This window comes from Polaribacter irgensii 23-P (assembly GCF_000153225.1).
Taxonomy (GTDB): domain Bacteria; phylum Bacteroidota; class Bacteroidia; order Flavobacteriales; family Flavobacteriaceae; genus Polaribacter; species Polaribacter irgensii.
In genome coordinates this window covers 2017115-2034273 of record NZ_CH724148.1, presented here as the reverse complement: position 1 = coordinate 2034273, position 17159 = coordinate 2017115, and the positions used below count along the sequence as shown (strand labels likewise).

At 36.1% G+C, this 17159-nt stretch carries 12 protein-coding genes; 7 read left to right on the top strand and 5 right to left on the bottom strand.

Annotated elements, in window-relative coordinates; translation table 11 throughout:
• Positions 1 to 7: 7 nt before the first annotated feature.
• Together PI23P_RS09095 and PI23P_RS09090 are read right to left on the bottom strand one after the other, a co-directional pair.
• Complete coding sequence (locus PI23P_RS09095) at positions 8 to 2761, bottom strand: DNA gyrase/topoisomerase IV subunit A (protein WP_004570521.1); 2754 nt, start codon at positions 2759 to 2761, stop codon at positions 8 to 10.
• Positions 2762 to 2764: 3 nt separating this feature from the next.
• Positions 2765 to 4624: a DNA topoisomerase IV subunit B gene (locus PI23P_RS09090; protein WP_004570520.1), complete on the bottom strand. Its 1860-nt coding sequence runs from the start codon at positions 4622 to 4624 to the stop codon at positions 2765 to 2767.
• Between the two features lie 218 nt (positions 4625 to 4842).
• Here PI23P_RS09090 and lysA point away from each other — a divergent pair, with 218 nt between their 5' ends.
• From lysA to PI23P_RS09060, 6 genes are all read left to right on the top strand, one after another.
• The gene (lysA, locus tag PI23P_RS09085) at positions 4843 to 6087 is read left to right on the top strand and encodes a diaminopimelate decarboxylase (RefSeq protein WP_018941844.1); all 1245 of its coding nucleotides are present in this window, start codon (positions 4843 to 4845) and stop codon (positions 6085 to 6087) included.
• An 80-nt stretch (positions 6088 to 6167) separates the two neighbouring features.
• Complete coding sequence (locus tag PI23P_RS09080) at positions 6168 to 6677, top strand: GNAT family N-acetyltransferase (RefSeq protein WP_004570518.1); 510 nt, start codon at positions 6168 to 6170, stop codon at positions 6675 to 6677.
• 43 nt (positions 6678 to 6720) lie between these two features.
• Positions 6721 to 7698, top strand: a complete 978-nt coding sequence (locus PI23P_RS09075; protein ID WP_004570517.1) for an NADPH:quinone oxidoreductase family protein — start codon at positions 6721 to 6723, stop codon at positions 7696 to 7698.
• A gap of 93 nt (positions 7699 to 7791) precedes the next feature.
• Positions 7792 to 9909 carry a Tex family protein gene (locus tag PI23P_RS09070; RefSeq protein ID WP_026288369.1) on the top strand — a complete coding sequence of 706 codons (2118 nt, stop codon included), beginning with the start codon at positions 7792 to 7794 and terminating at the stop codon, positions 9907 to 9909.
• A gap of 71 nt (positions 9910 to 9980) precedes the next feature.
• Positions 9981 to 12326, top strand: coding sequence for a type IA DNA topoisomerase (locus PI23P_RS09065; RefSeq protein ID WP_004570515.1), 2346 nt, complete (start codon positions 9981 to 9983; stop codon positions 12324 to 12326).
• Positions 12327 to 12434: 108 nt separating this feature from the next.
• Complete coding sequence (locus PI23P_RS09060) at positions 12435 to 13355, top strand: sterol desaturase family protein (RefSeq protein ID WP_004570514.1); 921 nt, start codon at positions 12435 to 12437, stop codon at positions 13353 to 13355.
• Here the strand turns inward: PI23P_RS09060 and PI23P_RS09055 are convergent.
• The 3 genes from PI23P_RS09055 to PI23P_RS09045 are packed head-to-tail and all read right to left on the bottom strand — an operon-like array spanning position 13352 to position 15866.
• Positions 13352 to 13573 (bottom strand): VF530 family protein, encoded by a 222-nt coding sequence (locus PI23P_RS09055; RefSeq protein ID WP_004570513.1) that lies wholly within the window; start codon positions 13571 to 13573, stop codon positions 13352 to 13354. The genes PI23P_RS09060 and PI23P_RS09055 overlap by 4 nt on opposite strands.
• Positions 13570 to 14238, bottom strand: coding sequence for an NAD(P)H-binding protein (locus tag PI23P_RS09050; RefSeq protein WP_004570512.1), 669 nt, complete (start codon positions 14236 to 14238; stop codon positions 13570 to 13572). The genes PI23P_RS09055 and PI23P_RS09050 overlap by 4 nt, the downstream gene beginning before the upstream one ends.
• The gene (locus tag PI23P_RS09045; RefSeq protein ID WP_004570511.1) at positions 14238 to 15866 is read right to left on the bottom strand and encodes an aminopeptidase P N-terminal domain-containing protein; all 1629 of its coding nucleotides are present in this window, start codon (positions 15864 to 15866) and stop codon (positions 14238 to 14240) included. Before PI23P_RS09045 ends, PI23P_RS09050 begins: the two co-directional genes overlap by 1 nt.
• A 131-nt stretch (positions 15867 to 15997) precedes the next feature.
• Between PI23P_RS09045 and gcvT the strand changes: the two genes are divergently transcribed.
• Positions 15998 to 17083 (top strand): glycine cleavage system aminomethyltransferase GcvT, encoded by a 1086-nt coding sequence (gene gcvT / locus PI23P_RS09040; RefSeq protein ID WP_004570510.1) that lies wholly within the window; start codon positions 15998 to 16000, stop codon positions 17081 to 17083.
• Positions 17084 to 17159: the final 76 nt, after the last annotated feature.

Genomic DNA, 17159 nt, shown 5'->3' with positions numbered 1-17159 from the left:
GTCTAGGTTAAAAGAGTTTTGTTTGACTTTCGTCCTCTTTCTTTTTCTCTTCAGCCTTTTTTTTAGCGACAGCCTTTTGTAAAACGATCGCCGCTTTATCAGCAGCAGAAAGAACCTCTAAAAATGGTGGTTCCTTTTCACTATCTATAATTTCAGCAGGCAATACATCTTCCACAACCTCTTCATAAATAACTGCTACAGCTTCTAAAGCAATTTCTTTTGGTTCTTCAAAAGGTAATGATTCTAATAGATTTACCTGTTTTATTTTCTCTGCGCTCAATTGATTTCCCTGTGCTTTAATCCCTTTTACAGATATAAATTGCTCAAAATCCACAATCTCATTCGCCAAACTACGCTTTGAAAACAGCACTTCTGCCACTGGTCTGTAATCTGTAGCAACAATCGCTAACTGAGATTTCAGATGCTCAGAGATAAAAATTTCTTCTTTTTCTGGAATTTCTATTAAAAAACGCTTTACATAATAGCGTTCTTTTTCTCCATCATAATAAATTGCTGAAATTGGTTTGTTCGTTTTCCACTTTTCTAAAACAAGTAGATCATTCTCAAAATGCATCTCTAAATTTGGCTTCGCTGCTTTCGCTTTTCCACTTTGCGTAATAATTAACAACTTATCTTCTGCCCTAAACTCACCTAACAGCTTCCCTCTTCCATCGACATTTAAGCGCTGAACGGTATCGTCAAACCAAATTTTTCTTGGTTTTAAAGTAGAGACCCCCTCTGATTTAAAATCAACTATTTTGATAGCATATTTTGTAATTGTATTTCCTCTTACTGCTCTCCCCTTCAATGCTAAATCTGTGAAATCGATATCCCATTTCAACTTATTTAAGCCGGCAGCAGCGCGCAAATTGATGGTTACTACTTCTGCCTCACCATTTAAGTTTGCTGTAAAATAATGTACTAATGAGCCTTTACTTCCATTTGTAAGATCGTACTCTTTATCTCTTGTAACCGAAGTTACATTGAAACGTTTCATGTATGAGGCACCTTTCGCACCGTCGCGATACATAAAATTATACACCGTTCGCTTGTCCTGCTTTTTAAAAACAGCCACATATATAATGTCTTTTCCCACAAATGTCTTACCAGCTGCCTTGGTCACCATCATTTTACCATCTTTTCTGAAAATAATAATATCATCGATGTCCGAACAGTCTGTAACAAATTCATCTTTTTTTAGCGTAGTTCCAATAAATCCCTCTTCCCGGTTCACATAGAGCTTTACATTGTTCATTGCAACTTTTGAAGCAATAATATCATCAAATGTCCTGACTTCAGTTTTTCGCTCTTTTCCTGCTCCGTAGGTGTCTTTTAAACGTTTAAAATAAGCAATTGCAAACTCAATTAAATTGGCCAAGTGCGCTGTAACAATTGCTATTTTAGCTTCTAAACCTTCAATAAATTGTTTGGCTTTGTCAATGTCAAATTTTGATATTTTCTTAATTCTAATTTCTGTCAATCGCGCAATATCCTCTTCTACAATGGCTCTTTTAAGATGTTTAATATGTGGTTGTAAGCCTAAATTAATAGCATTTAATACGCCTTCCCACGTTTCTTCCTCTTCAATATCTCGATAAATTCTATTTTCAATAAAAATACGTTCCAAAGAAGAAAAGTGCCACTGCTCTTCGAGTTCATTTAGCTGAATTTCTAATTCTTTTTTCAGCAAATCAACTGTTAAGTCTGTAGAATGTTTTAACATTTCAGAAACTCCCACAAAAACGGGCTTGTTATCTTCAATGGTGCAAGACAGCGGAGAAATAGAATTCTCACAACTGGTAAAAGCATACAAGGCGTCAATAGTTTTGTCTGGTGAAACATTTGGGGGCAAATGCACTAAAATCTCTACTTCTGCTGCAGTATTGTCCTCAATTTTTTTAATCTTTATTTTCCCTTTTTCGTTGGCTTTAATAATGCTATCAATTAAGGTTGTTGTTGTGGTTCCAAACGGAATCTCGTTGATTACCAAAGTCTTTTTATCCAACTGTGCTATTCTCGCACGAACCCTTACTTTTCCACCCCGAACACCGTCATTATAATTGGTAAAATCTGCAATTCCTCCTGTGATGAAATCAGGTAAAATTTTAAAACTGCGTCCTTTTAAATATTTCATAGAAGCATCAATAAGCTCTATAAAATTATGAGGTAGTACTTTTGTAGAGAGACCCACCGCAATGCCTTCTGCTCCTTGGGCGAGCAAAAGTGGAAACTTTACGGGCAAATCTATCGGTTCTTTTCTTCTTCCGTCATACGATTGTTTCCATGCGGTCGTTTTCGAATTAAATACTACATCCAGGGCAAACTTAGACAAGCGCGCTTCAATATATCGAGAAGCCGCTGCACGATCTCCAGTTAAAATATTTCCCCAGTTTCCTTGCATGTCAATCAGCAATTCCTTCTGTCCAATTTGCACCATAGCATCTGCAATAGAAGCATCTCCATGAGGATGGTACTGCATGGTATGACCTACAATATTCGCTACTTTGTTGTAACGTCCATCATCCAAATCTTTCATAGAATGCATGATTCTACGTTGTACTGGTTTTAAACCGTCTTCTAATGATGGAACCGCTCTTTCTAAAATTACATAGGATGCATAATCTAAAAACCACTCCTTATACATTCCTGTAATTTTAGTAATGGTCTCTACAGTCTCTGTCTGATCGTTTTCTGTATCTGATTGTTCTTCTTGATTGCTCAAGTTTTCTTCGTGCTCGTTTTCGTTTATTTCTTCACTCATAGTCTATACTTCATCTTCAATAGTATCCAACTCTACCTTTAAATTTTCAATGATAAACTTTTGTCTATCAGGAGTATTTTTTCCCATATAAAATTCTAGCATCTGCTCGATAGACATTTCCTTATCTAACATCACGGGGTCTAATCGAATATCGTCTCCAATAAAATGAACAAATTCATTTGGAGAAATCTCTCCCAAACCTTTAAACCTGGTAATCTCTGGCTTTCCTTTTAATTTTGCAATTGCAGCATTCTTTTCTTCCTGAGAATAACAATAAAAAGTTTGCTTTTTATTTCGGACTCTAAACAGTGGCGTTTCTAAAATGTATAAATGTCCTTCTTTAATTAGCTCTGGAAAAAATTGCAGAAAAAAAGTGATGAGTAGCAAGCGAATGTGCATTCCATCAACATCTGCATCCGTGGCGATTACAATGTTGTTATACCGCAAATCTTCAATACCATCTTCGATATTTAAAGCAGCTTGTAACAGATTAAACTCCTCATTTTCGTACACAATTTTCTTACTCAAACCAAAAGAATTCAAGGGCTTTCCTTTCAAGCTAAAAACGGCTTGCGTATTTACATTTCTCGATTTGGTAATCGATCCAGAAGCAGAATCTCCTTCTGTAATAAACAAGGTAGTTTCTAAATAGTTTTCCTTTTTGATATCTCCCAAGTGTATTCTACAGTCTCTTAATTTCTTATTGTGCAAACTGGATTTTTTCGCTCTGTCTTTTGCTAACTTTCGTATTCCCGAAAGTTCTTTTCGTTCTTTCTCTGCCTGCATTATTTTCCGCTGCAACATATCCGATACAGCAGGGTTTTTATGCAAATAGTTATCTAACTTGGTCTTTAAAAAATCATTGATATAGGTTCTAACCGTAGGCAGCTTTCCCCCCATGTCTGTTGAGCCTAACTTTGTTTTTGTCTGACTTTCAAAAATGGGCTCCATGACCTTTATGGCAATAGCAGAAATAATGGATTTCCGAACGTCTGAAGCCTCAAAATTCTTTCCGTAAAATTCTCGAATTGTTTTTACAATCGCTTCTCTAAAAGCCGTTTGATGCGTTCCTCCTTGTGTTGTATGTTGTCCGTTTACGAAAGAATGATATTCTTCTGAATATTGTGTTTTACTATGTGTTATCGCTACCTCAATATCGTCTCCTTTCAAATGAATTATTGGGTATAACATATCCTCTTGGTGGTTGTTATCTTCCAATAAATCTTTCAATCCATTTTCTGAAAAAAACTTTTCTCCATTAAAAATTATGGTCAACCCCGGATTCAAATACACATAATACTTTAGCATTTTTGCTACGTATTCATTTCTGAATTTGTATTTCTTAAAGATCTCCTCATCTGGAATAAAAGATACTTTGGTTCCTTTCCTCCGAGAACTTTCCTCTAAAAAATCTTGTTGCTCTAAATTTCCTTGACTGAATTCTGCTGAAGCTGATTTTCCATCTCGGGAAGACTCCACTCTAAAAAAAGACGAAAGCGCATTCACAGCCTTGGTCCCTACCCCATTTAATCCTACAGATTTTTTAAAAGCCTTAGAATCGTATTTTCCTCCGGTATTCATTTTAGATACGACGTCTACAACTTTTCCTAAAGGAATTCCACGACCAAAATCACGAACAGTTACCTTGCTCCCTTGTATCGAAATTTCAATATTTTTACCAGCACCCATCACGTATTCGTCAATAGAATTGTCTAAAACTTCTTTGACTAAAATATAGATTCCATCGTCGGCAGAAGAGCCATCTCCTAATTTACCAATGTACATTCCCGGACGCATTCTAATGTGCTCTTTCCAATCTAATGACCTGATATTATCTTCTGTATATTTAGTTTCTTGACTCATGAAAAATGGGACTGTTATTCGGTTTGAAGCCTTGCTAAAATACCATTAAACGCACAAAAATAAAATACATGTGAAAATTAGTTATCAACAGGATTTCAACTTTTTATTGTGCTATTTATAGATAAAAACCACAAAATAAAACAATATGTTATATTTTTAAACAAATAAAAGAATGCCCAACAATTAAACTACTTTTGTTTAAAATAAATCAACACCCCTTGGAAAGAACACAACTTTTAGAACTTGCAACCAAATACGGTAGCCCTTTATATGTATACGATACAGATAAAATTGAAGCACAATACAATCGCTTAACAAATGCCTTTAGTACTGTTAAAAATTTAAAATTAAATTATGCTGTAAAAGCACTTTCAAACATTAATATTTTGAAATTTCTACAGGGTATTGGTGCGGGTTTAGACACCGTGTCTATCCAAGAAGTGCAGTTGGGCTTAACAACGGGAATCGATCCTAAAAAGATAATATTTACGCCTAACGGAGTTTCTTTAACGGAGATTGAAGAAGTTGCCAAGTTAGGAGTACAGATTAATATAGACAACCTTTCTATCTTGGAGTTGTTTGGACAAAAACATCCAAAAATCCCTGTCTGTGTGCGAATAAATCCACACATTATGGCAGGTGGAAATTCAAAAATATCTGTAGGACATATCGATTCTAAATTTGGTATCTCAATTCATCAAGTGCCCCACATAAAAAGAGTAGTGGAAAACACGGGAATGAACATCAATGGAATTCACATGCACACAGGATCGGATATCTTAGACATTGATACTTTCTTGCGGGCGACAGAAATTTTATTTGATGTCGCAAAACAATTTGAAAACATTGATTTTATCGATTTTGGGAGTGGCTTTAAAGTACCTTATAAAGAGGGTGATATCTCTACAGATATTGAACAATTAGGATTGCAATTGTCAGAGCGGTTCAATGATTTTTGTGTGGAATACGGAAAAGAAATTACGTTGATGTTTGAACCTGGAAAATTTTTAGTTTCTGAAGCGGGTGTTTTTCTTGCAAAAGTAAATGTTGTAAAACAAACCACATCTACGGTTTTTGCACATGTAGATTCTGGCTTTAACCACCTGGTAAGACCTATGATGTATGATTCCTATCACCACATTACAAACATTTCTAATACAGAAGGAAGAGATCGCTATTATTCTGTGGTTGGTTATATCTGTGAAACAGACACTTTTGGATCTAACAGAAGAATTTCAGAAATCTCAGAAGAAGACGTATTGTGTTTCCACAACGCAGGAGCCTATTGTTTTTCCATGGCATCCAACTACAATTCTCGCTACTTACCTGCCGAAGTCATGGTGCATCGAGGAGAGGATTACTTAATTAGAAAGCGACAAACAATTCAAGATATTTTGCACAATCAAGAAGTTGTTGACTTTTCAATAATTAAAAAAAATAGCGAAGAAGCAATTCCTGCTTAAAAAGAATATACTAAATTTAGCCACGCATTCACACCCAATAATTTTGTGAGTTCGTGGCTTTTTTTATTTAAAAATTCTCAATGCAGATTAGACATTCCACTTTTAACGACATTCCAGATATCATGGCTATTATCGCGGATGCAAAAGCATATTTAGCTGACCAAAAAATTGAACAATGGCAAAATGGGTATCCAAACACAGCGCAAGTTGAAAATGACATCGAAAATAGAGAAAGCTATGTTCTTTTAAACACGCAAAGTCAGGTAGTTGCTACAGCGATGTTTACCACTAGGAAAGAACCCACATATGAAATAATTGCCGGCAAATGGATGGTAGACGAAAATACAGTTTATGGAGTAATTCACCGGATGGCGATAAAATCAGGCTTCCGAAAGTTGGGTCTGGCAGTTCGGTTATTTGAAGAATTTCACCAGCAACTGGACCAACAAAATATCCAAAGTCTAAAAATTGACACCCATGAAGAGAATCTTGGTATGCAATCCCTGATTAGAAAATTGGGCTATCAATACTGCGGCGTTATTTACACCAATTACGGTGATAAAAGATTGGCTTTTGAAAAAGTATTTTAGAAACGTATCAATACAAACTTTAATCTATGAATAAGGAGAAACTATGAAAGCAATTGTTTGTGAGAAATTCGGCCTTCCATCATCGCTAAAACACAAAGAAGTAGCTCCTTTAAGACCCATACAAGATGAAGTTTTATCAGGCACAGCCGCATGTAGTGTCAATTTTCCTGATCCCTTAATGATTCAAGGTTTGTATCAACTCCAACCCACATTGCCTGGTATCTCTGGAAGTGATATTGCAGGGATCGTAAAAGAAGTCGGTAAAAATGTGATTGCTCACAAGGTTGGAGATGCCGTTTTTGGCTTTGTACTAAATGGTGGTTTTGCCGAAAAAGTTATCGTGGAATCCAATGCCCTATTTCCAAAGTCTAAAAATATTAATTTCTCAGTTGCAGGCTCTTTTTTAGTGGCCAATAGCACTTCGTTCCACGCATTGAAAAATCGTGCTAAATTACAAAAAGGAGAAAATTTAATTGTTTTAGGATCCTCAGTAAGCGTTGGTTTAGCGGCCGTAACGTTGAGGGAATTGCTAGATGCAAAAGTAATCGCTGCTGCATCTAAAGACGAGAAGCTAGCCCTTTGCAAACAACATGGTGCTGATCTAACCATCAATTATTCCAAAGAAAATTTAATAAAAAGGGTAAAAGTAATGATCGAAGGAAAGGGAGCGGATGTGATTTTCGACCTTGTTGGTGGACCTTATTCCAAACACGCCCTGAGAGCAACTGCTTGGAAAGGAAAATTGCTTGTCGTAAGTTTTGCGGCTGGTACAATTCCAAAAATTTCACTGAACTTAACGCTGTTGAAAGGATGTCAGATTGTCGGCGTTTTCTGGGGAAATTTTACCCTACACTTTCTAAAAAAAAATTATAAAAATACCATAAAACTTCTACATTGGTTTTCTAAGGTAGCATTAAAGCCACACATCCATCATGAATACCCCCTTAAAGAGACATCCAAAGCTTTGGAAGAAAGGATGCAAAGAAAAGTAAAAGGAAAAATTGTAATGTATAACAGTTAACCTATTTACTTCTGTGCAAAGCCAATCTGTCTTAAAATAAAAAGACGAATGTATTTCCTTTCAATTATTTTTAATTCCTTACAAACACAAAAAATGCTCCAATATATAATTCAACAAACACGACTCTCGTCACGATCCATATCAAACACACTCTCGTTGTTAAATGAAGACGCAACCATTCCATTTATTGCAAGATATCGAAAAGAAATAACAGGAAATTTAGATGAAGTACAAATTGGAGCGATTATGCAGTTTAAAGATATTTTTGAAGCTTTAGAAAAACGTAAGAAAGCTATTACAAAAGCACTCGAGGAACAAGGGGTATTGACCGCTGAATTGTCCAACAAAGTACTTCTTACTAAAGATCTAATTGCCTTAGAAGATGTGTATCTTCCCTATAAAAAGAAACGAAAAACAAAAGCTGAAACTGCTCGTTTGCAAGGCTTAGAACCGCTAGCTAAAATGATAATGGCACAACAGATCGCCAATTTAGAGTCCACCGCTTCAAAATACCTCAACAACGAAATTCTTTCTGCTTCACAAGCTCTGGAAGCTTCCCGTTTTATTATTGCTGAATGGATTAATGAACGGACAGATGTTCGGAACAGTCTTCGAAATCAAATAAGTCGGTTTGGCAGCATTTCATCTAAGGTAATAAAAACAAAAATTAATGATGAAAAAGCGCAAAAATTTAAAGATTATTTTGAGTGGCAAGAAGCATTAAATCGAATTCCTTCCCATCGTTTTTTAGCAATTTTAAGAGCGGAAAAAGAAGGATTTGTGCGCGTAAAAATAACCATTGATGAAAACGACGCCATTCAAAAAATAGAAAACCGAATTATTCGTTCTCAAAATACATGTACTCCTCAAATTCAATTGGCAATTCAAGATTCCTACAAACGCTTGTTATTTCCATCACTCGCTAATGAAGCACTCTCCATTGCTAAAGAAAAGGCAGATTTAGATGCAATATTGGTCTTTTCTAAAAATCTAAAGCAATTACTATTGGGCGCTCCTTTGGGTGAAAAAAGAGTTTTAGCAATTGATCCTGGTTTTAAATCTGGTTGCAAAATTGTATGTTTAAATGCACAAGGAGCATTATTACATCATGATGTCATCTATCCACATGCACCTCAAAACCAAACTATAGAAGCACTTAAAAAAATTAATTTTTTAGTAGCAAAACATAAAATTGAGGCGATTGCTGTTGGTAATGGAACCGCTTCACGCGAAACAGAGCAATTGTTGGAAAAAATTCAATTGCAAGATAAAGTCGCTGTTTTTGTGATAAGTGAAGCGGGAGCTTCCATATACTCTGCATCTAAAATTGCACGAGAGGAATTTCCAAATTACGATGTTACTGTTCGCGGCGCTATTTCTATTGGAAGAAGACTACAAGATCCCTTAGCAGAATTGGTGAAAATTGATGCCAAATCAATTGGAGTTGGTCAATATCAGCACGACGTAGATCAAATAAAGTTAAAAAAATCCCTGGATGCTCTTGTCGAAAGCTGTGTAAACACAATTGGTGTAAACATCAATACTGCCAGTGAGTCTTTGTTGAGTTATGTTTCTGGAATCGGACCAAAAATAGCAGAAAACATAGTAGCTTATAGAACTGAAAATGGCGCATTTCCTTCGAGAACGGCCATAAAAAAAATTCCTCGATTGGGAGGAAAAGCCTTTGAGCAAGCTGCTGGATTTTTACGAATTAAACATGGAGAAAATCCACTTGACAATTCTGCTGTTCATCCCGAAATGTATTCTTTAGTTAAGAAAATGGCAAAAGATCTAAAAATAAGTGTCTCTACCTTTTTTGGAAACAGTGCATTATTGCAACGTATTTCTTTGCAACAATACACCTCAGAAACCATTGGTATAGTAACTCTAAAAGACATCATCAAAGAACTAGAAAAGCCAGGTGCAGATCCAAGAGCGATAGCAAAAGTATTTTCTTTTGACGCTACCATTAAAACAATTGCAGATTTAAGAATTGGTCAGGTGCTGCCTGGAATTGTAAATAACATTACCAATTTTGGCTGTTTTGTTGATATTGGAACGAAAGAAAGTGGATTGATTCATGTTTCCAACTTGTCAAATACCTTTGTAAAAGACGTGAATGCTATTGTTACTTTGCAACAACAAATAATGGTAAAGGTTTTGGAAGTGGACCTCCCAAGAAAACGAATACAACTCGCTTTAATCAAGTAGTCGGTTTACTTATGAACTTTATCTTACAATTGAAAATTATTTTCTTATTTTCGAGTCCGCAAAAATAACCAATGAAAGTTTGTATTGCTGAGAAACCGAGTGTCGCTAGAGAAATTGCTGCTATTTTAGGAGCCAACACAAAACGTGATGGTTTTTATGAGGGCAATGGCTATGCTGTTACCTACACCTTTGGTCACTTATGCACGCTGTTGGAGCCAAAAGATTACAAAGCGCATTGGAAGAGTTGGGATTTAAACAATCTACCGATGCTGCCAGAGCGTTTTGACACAAAAGTTACAGGAGACGCTGGAGTAAAAAAACAATTTAATATTGTAAAATCTTTATTTGACAGGGCTTCTGTAGTCATCAATTGCGGAGATGCTGGAACCGAAGGAGAACTTATTCAACGTTGGGTAATCAACCAATGCAAGTATACCGGAGAAGTGCAACGCTTGTGGATTTCATCTCTAACAGAAGAAGCAATTAAAGAAGGGTTTAAAAATTTAAAGCCTTCTTCAAATTACGATAATTTATATTATGCCGGCTATTCAAGAGCTATTGGAGATTGGCTTTTAGGCTTAAATGCTACCCGCCTGTACACCGTAAAATTTGGTGGCTACAAGCAGGTTTTATCCGTAGGAAGGGTGCAAACTCCCACCTTGGCGATGATTGTTAACCGACATTTGGAAATCAATGATTTTAAACCACAGCCCTACTGGGAACTTCAAACTACCTATAGAGACACTCTATTCAATTATGAAGATGGGCGTTTTCTAAAACAGGAAGATGGCCAAGTTTTAGCCACAAAAGTAAAAGAGTCTGACTTTGAAATCGTAAGCGTAACAAAAAAGAAAGGAAAGGAATATGCCCCAAAACTTTTTGATTTGACAGGCTTACAAGTATATTGTAATACTAAATTTGGTTTCTCGGCAGATGAAACCTTAAAGACGGTGCAGAAATTATACGAGATGAAAGTGGTTACGTACCCAAGGGTAGATACCACCTTTTTACCCAATGATGTATATCCGAAAATTGCGGGAATTTTAGCGAAACTCACCAACTACAGTCAGTTAACACAGCCTCTTTTAGGAAATAAAATAAAGAAAACAAATCGTGTTTTTGATGATAAAAAAGTAACCGATCACCATGCCATAATTCCGACAGGAATTCAGGGAAACTTGCAATACAACCAACAGCAAGTCTATGATATTATTACGCGTAGATTTATTGGTGCTTTTTATCCAGACTCTGATGTTTCTAACACAGCCGTTATTGGGAAAGCTGCAGATGTGCCTTTTAAAACCACTGGTAAAGAAATTATTACCAAAGGTTGGCGCGTTGCTTTTGAAACAGCGGAAAGTAAAATTAAGAAAGAGTCAAATGAACAACTCACATTGCCCTCTTTTATCAAAGGAGAACGTGGAGCGCATGCACCCTCCTTTCTAGAAAAGGAAACAAAACCTCCACGAAACTTTACTGAGGCGAGTTTGCTTCGCGCCATGGAAACTGCTGGAAAGCAAGTAGATGATGATGAAATGCGTGAGCTCATGAAAGAAAATGGTATTGGAAGACCCTCTACCAGAGCAAGTATCATAGAAACCTTATTTAGAAGAAAATATATTGAACGTAAGAAAAAACTAGTAGTTCCAACGCAAACGGGAGTTGACTTAATTCTAATTATTGACAATGAATTGTTAAAGTCTGCTGAGTTAACAGGACGCTGGGAAAAACGTTTAAAGGAAATCGAAAGAGGAGAGTTTAATGCGGGTACCTTTATTAATAATATGAAGAAAATGGTAGACGAACTGGTCGTAGAAGTCCGCTCCAATACTTCTAAAAAGAGGATTTCTGCCGTTACTGCAAAGGTGCAACCAACATCGCAATCGACAGCACAAAAAATAAAACCATCTACAGCATCTAAAAAGGAAGTACAGGGAAAAATTTGTCCGAAATGTAAGAAAGGGAAACTATTAAAAGGTTCCACTGCATTCGGTTGCTCTGAGTATAAAAATAATTGTACACTCAAGATTTCTTTTGAAGTTTTAGGAAAAAAAGTTTCTGAAAATCAGCTCATCCGATTATTAGACAAGGGCTGTACAACAAATTTAAAAGGATTTAAAACCACTTCTGGTATGGTAGAGGGATTGCTGCGTTTTGACGCAGATTTCAATCTAAAACTAGAGCCAAAACAGCAAGTCCCTGCAAAAAAAGTCGACAGCACTTCTGAACGGCAACAGGCAGAAAAGATTGTCTGTCCAAAATGTAACAAAGGAACAGTTCTAAAAGGAAAAACAGGCTACGGATGTTCTCATTACAAATTAGGATGTGATTTTGTTTTTACTTTTGAAGCCATAAAGAAAACTGCCAACGGTGCCCAATTGACAAGAGAATTGGTGTTACAGATTATCAGTGAATAATTTATTTATAAAACCTCAGAAACTTTTGTTCCGCAAACTCATCTCTTAAAATTTAAAATTCCCTAAATTATTATCTTACATTAGTGCAAATTTAAAGCGTACGCATTCATGGATTTTACAAACCCACTTGTATATGGTGTTCCCTGTTTTTTAGGTCTTATTTTAGTAGAATTAGCCTACAGTAAGCATTCTAAAAAAGCTAAAAAAAAACAGCTATACTTCTGGAAAGATTTCGCCGCAAGCATGACCATGGGTATTGGTTCAGCAATTTTAGCTCCTTTGACAAAAACCATCGCCGCTATTGTCCTTTTTAACTTTGTTTATGAATTTTTCAATCCGATCGTTGGTGGAATTCGCATGAATATTATGGGATATGAATCTTTTGGGTATGCTTGGTACATTTGGCTTTCATGTCAGTTTTTAGACGACTTTAGTTACTATTGGTTCCATCGTCAAAACCATAATATTCGTTTTCTTTGGGCTGCCCATGTAGTGCATCACTCTTCTCAAAATTTTAATCTAGGGACCGCTGTAAGAAATGGTTGGTTTACCGTATTGTACAAACCTTTTTTTTACATGTGGATTCCAGCGATTGGTTTTCCTCCTGAAATGTTAGTCGTTTGTCTTGGAATTGAAGCTTTGTGGCAATTTCAATTGCATACAGTATACGTACCGAAATTAGGTTTTATAGAAAAAATAATGAACACCCACACCATGCATCAAGTGCATCATGCTCAGAACGCGGCATACATGGATAAAAACCATGGCGGATTTCTAAATATTTTTGATCGGATTTTTGGAACTTGGAAAGAACTTGATGAAACTATTGAAATAAAATATGGAGTCACACACGCACCAGATTCCAACAATCCTCTAACAATTTTAACACATGAATACAAAGATATCTGGCGAGATATGAAAAAATCTACCAACTGGTATCACAAATTTAAGTATGCTTTTGCAGCACCGGGATGGAGTCATGACGGAAGTACACAAACGATAAAGCAACAAAGAAAACGCGACTTTTAATCTATCATGTTTTTTAAGTAAAAATTCTCTACTTTTTCTCTTGCCCAAGGCGTAGTTCTAAGAAATTTTAAGCTCGATTTGTAGGTAGGATTATTTTTAAACGCATTGATATTTAAAGTATCTCCTAATTCTTCCCACCCATATTCACGAAATAATTGTTCTAACATGGTTGCTAACTTTATTCCATGTAATGGATTATTTACTTGTTGTCCACTCATAATACTGAAGAATTTGCTATTGTTAAAATTTTATGTGAATCTAAAAATACGTCATGTGCTGTATTTCTTGCGACTATTTTCATGCATTTTACTATTTTATCTGGATGGATAATACGGTACTTTTTAAACTCCCCAGTAAGAAAGGGATTTAATAACCCCATCGCTACTTTTCCAATTTTTTCACCTAAACGATGCTCATTTCGATGTCCGCCAATTAAAGAGGGTCTTAAAATAAAAGTATGTCGCACATTTTGCAGCAGTACATCACGCTCCATCTCCCCCTTTGTTTTGCTATAAAAAACGGTGCTCTTACTATCTGCCCCCATAGAGGACAACACGATAAAGGTTTGAATGCCATTCTGTTTGGCAAGCTTTGCAGCACTTACGGGAATCCCGTAATCAATCAATTTATATCTTTTTTTATCTGGCGTTTTCGTTGCGGTAGTGCCGATACAACAAAAAACTTCGTCTCCCGTAAATTGCACGCTGTGCAATTCTAACTGCAACATATCGACAAGATACTCTTCTACTTTTTTAGAAGTTGATCCCACAGAACTTCGAGAAAATAATTTAATTTTATCGTAAGAACTGTCGGCAATTAAATGTTCTAAAAGAATGCCTCCAGTTAGCCCCGTTGCTCCCAATACAATTGCTGTTTTACCCATTATTTATCTAAGTCTGGTAATATAAATGCATCTAAAACCGATTTTTTAGCCATCATCTCTTCGATTGCTTTTACTGTTCTCGGGGCCTCTCCAGACAAATTAACTGGATCCTTTTTAGTAACTAAAATATCATCTTCAATACGGATTCCGATACCCCACCACTTTTCATCACAAGCACTTCCTATTGGAATATAAACACCAGGTTCCATCGTTACTACCATATTTTCTTCAAAATTACCGTAATTTCCGGGATCGTGCACATCTAAACCAATATGATGAGAGGTACCGTGTGGAAAATAAGGATGTTTTTCATCCAAACTTTTTATAATTCCTAAGGTTAATAGGCCTGCATTAATTATTTTTCGAGCTGCTTGATTGGGTGCTGCCATACTTTCTCCAACAGTATATAGGGAAATTCCAGCTTCTTGTGCATTATACACAAGGTTATAAATCTCTTTTTGCTCGTCTGTAAACGTTCCATTTGCAGGTATTGTTCGCGTCACATCGGCAGTATACCCCCGGTACTCTGCTCCTAAATCCATTAAAACAAGCTCATTTCCGATATTGGTTTTATTGTTCTCGATATAATGTAAAATACAACCATTATTTCCTGCACCGACAATGGAAGGATAGCCTTCATATTCCGCACCGTATTTCTTGTAAACAAATTCGTGTATTCCTTGCAATTCAGTTTCAGACATGTGTGGCTTCATGGCCTTCATCACTTCTATTTGTCCTATTGCTGAAATCCGAACGGCTTTCGTTAAAAGAACCAGCTCTTCAGCAGCCTTTACTTCTCTTAAAGTTGCCATGTTTTTGGCTAAAAAACCAATATCAATATTTGTTTTCGCTTCTAATTTTAGCACTATTCGTTTTTGCAATTCTTTTTTTAATTTAGCATCTGTAGCCTCTTTAAATTGCATCAAATCTTTATCACCACTTAAAGAGGGATCATATACAAGGGCTCTGCCTATTATTTGCGCAACATTCGCAGTGTTTTCTATCGACGTAGCTCTTACCAATTCATAGATCTGTTTTTTTATCGGTGATAAAAAGTTTTTGGGATTGTATCCCGCCTTCTCTTTAAAAGAAAACACCAAATCATATATTTCTGCGCTATTCTTAGAGGAATTTCTATAATCATTCTCAAATTTTTCAATAAAAATTCGATCAAACTTTTTAAAATTAATATCTGATTTTACAAAATCTTCCGCATTTAATGCCACGTCAAAACCTAACGTTTTTTTCGCTCCCGCAACTCCCAAACGCTTTCCATTCCACTGCTCTGCTTTTACATCACGCTTTTGTACATATAAAATTTCATCATACGAAGTCTCTTCGCTCTCTATTTGAGTCTCGGAGAATAAAACTAAAACTGCATTTGGCTCACGATACCCTGTTAGGTAGTAAAAGTTAGGGTCTTGATGAAAAACGTAATCTACGTCATTTGCCCTATTTCGTACTGAATTTGCAAATATAATCGCAACAGAATTTGCGGGCATTTTTTCTCGCAAAGCAGCGCGTCTGTCTTTGTGAAACTCTTTTGAAAGGAAATCTGAAGGTATCTGAGAAAAACTACTTGCACTGTGCATTACAAGAGCAACAATAAGAAATTTAAAAATCCGCATAGCAATTGATTTATTAATACTAATTCAAATGTAGTATTAATTATTTTCAACTTATAAATATTAACAGAATATTAGTGCGTGCTTATTGCGAATTTTTCAATATTTTAGCCGAAATTCTAAGAAATATATCCATGAAAAACATTGCTTTACATTCAATTCACGAGAAACTAGGTGCTAAAATGGTTCCTTTTGCTGGATACAATATGCCAGTGCAATATGAAGGAGTTACCGCAGAGCATTTAACGGTTCGAGAAGCTCTTGGTGTATTTGATGTAAGTCACATGGGAGAGTTTTTAGTCAGCGGAGCGCAAGCACTTGCGCTACTTCAAAAAGTAATGTCTAACGATGCTTCAAAACTAGAAATTGGCGACGCGCAATACAGTTGTTTTCCGAATGAAGACGATGGTATTGTAGATGATTTACTATGCTATAGACTGCAAGAAAACGAATATTTACTCGTCGTAAATGCTTCAAATATAGAAAAGGATTGGAACTGGATTTCTACCTACAATAAAGACTTTCATGCTGATTTAAAAGATGTGTCTGACAATTATTCACTATTGGCTATCCAAGGCCCCAAAGCAATTGCAGCGATGCAATCACTCGCTACACTAAACTTGTCAGAAATTCCTTTTTACAAGTTTAAAATTGGAAATTTTGCAGGGGTAGAAGATGTAATTATTTCAGCAACAGGATATACTGGAGCAGGTGGGTTTGAAATTTACTGTAAAAATGAGAATGCTACACACATTTGGAATGCAGTATTTAAAGCTGGTGCGTCGTTTGGCGTTAAACCTATCGGTTTAGCAGCAAGAGATACCTTGCGTTTAGAAATGGGGTATTGCTTGTATGGCAATGATATTGACGACAGCACATCTCCAATGGAAGCGGGTTTAGGCTGGATTACCAAGTTTACTAAAGACTTTATTAATGCAAGCGCATTGGCAAAGGAGAAAGCACAAAAACCTTCTCGAAAACTCGTAGCATTTGAATTGGATGAGAGAGGCATTCCAAGACAGGGGTATACCATTGTAGATGAAAATGACAATCCTATTGGAACCGTTACTTCTGGTACTATGAGCCCATGTTTACAAAAAGGAATTGGAATGGGCTATGTGCCTACTACATTTGCAAAAGTGGGCGCTAAAATTTATATTCAAGTACGAAAGAAAGCAATTCCTGCAACGCTTATAAAGCTCCCTTTTTACAAAGGATAAAGCTTTGGAGTTCACAAAATAAATAGCCAATTAATTTGAATACAAAGGCGCATGAGTATCTCCAAACGAATTTTAT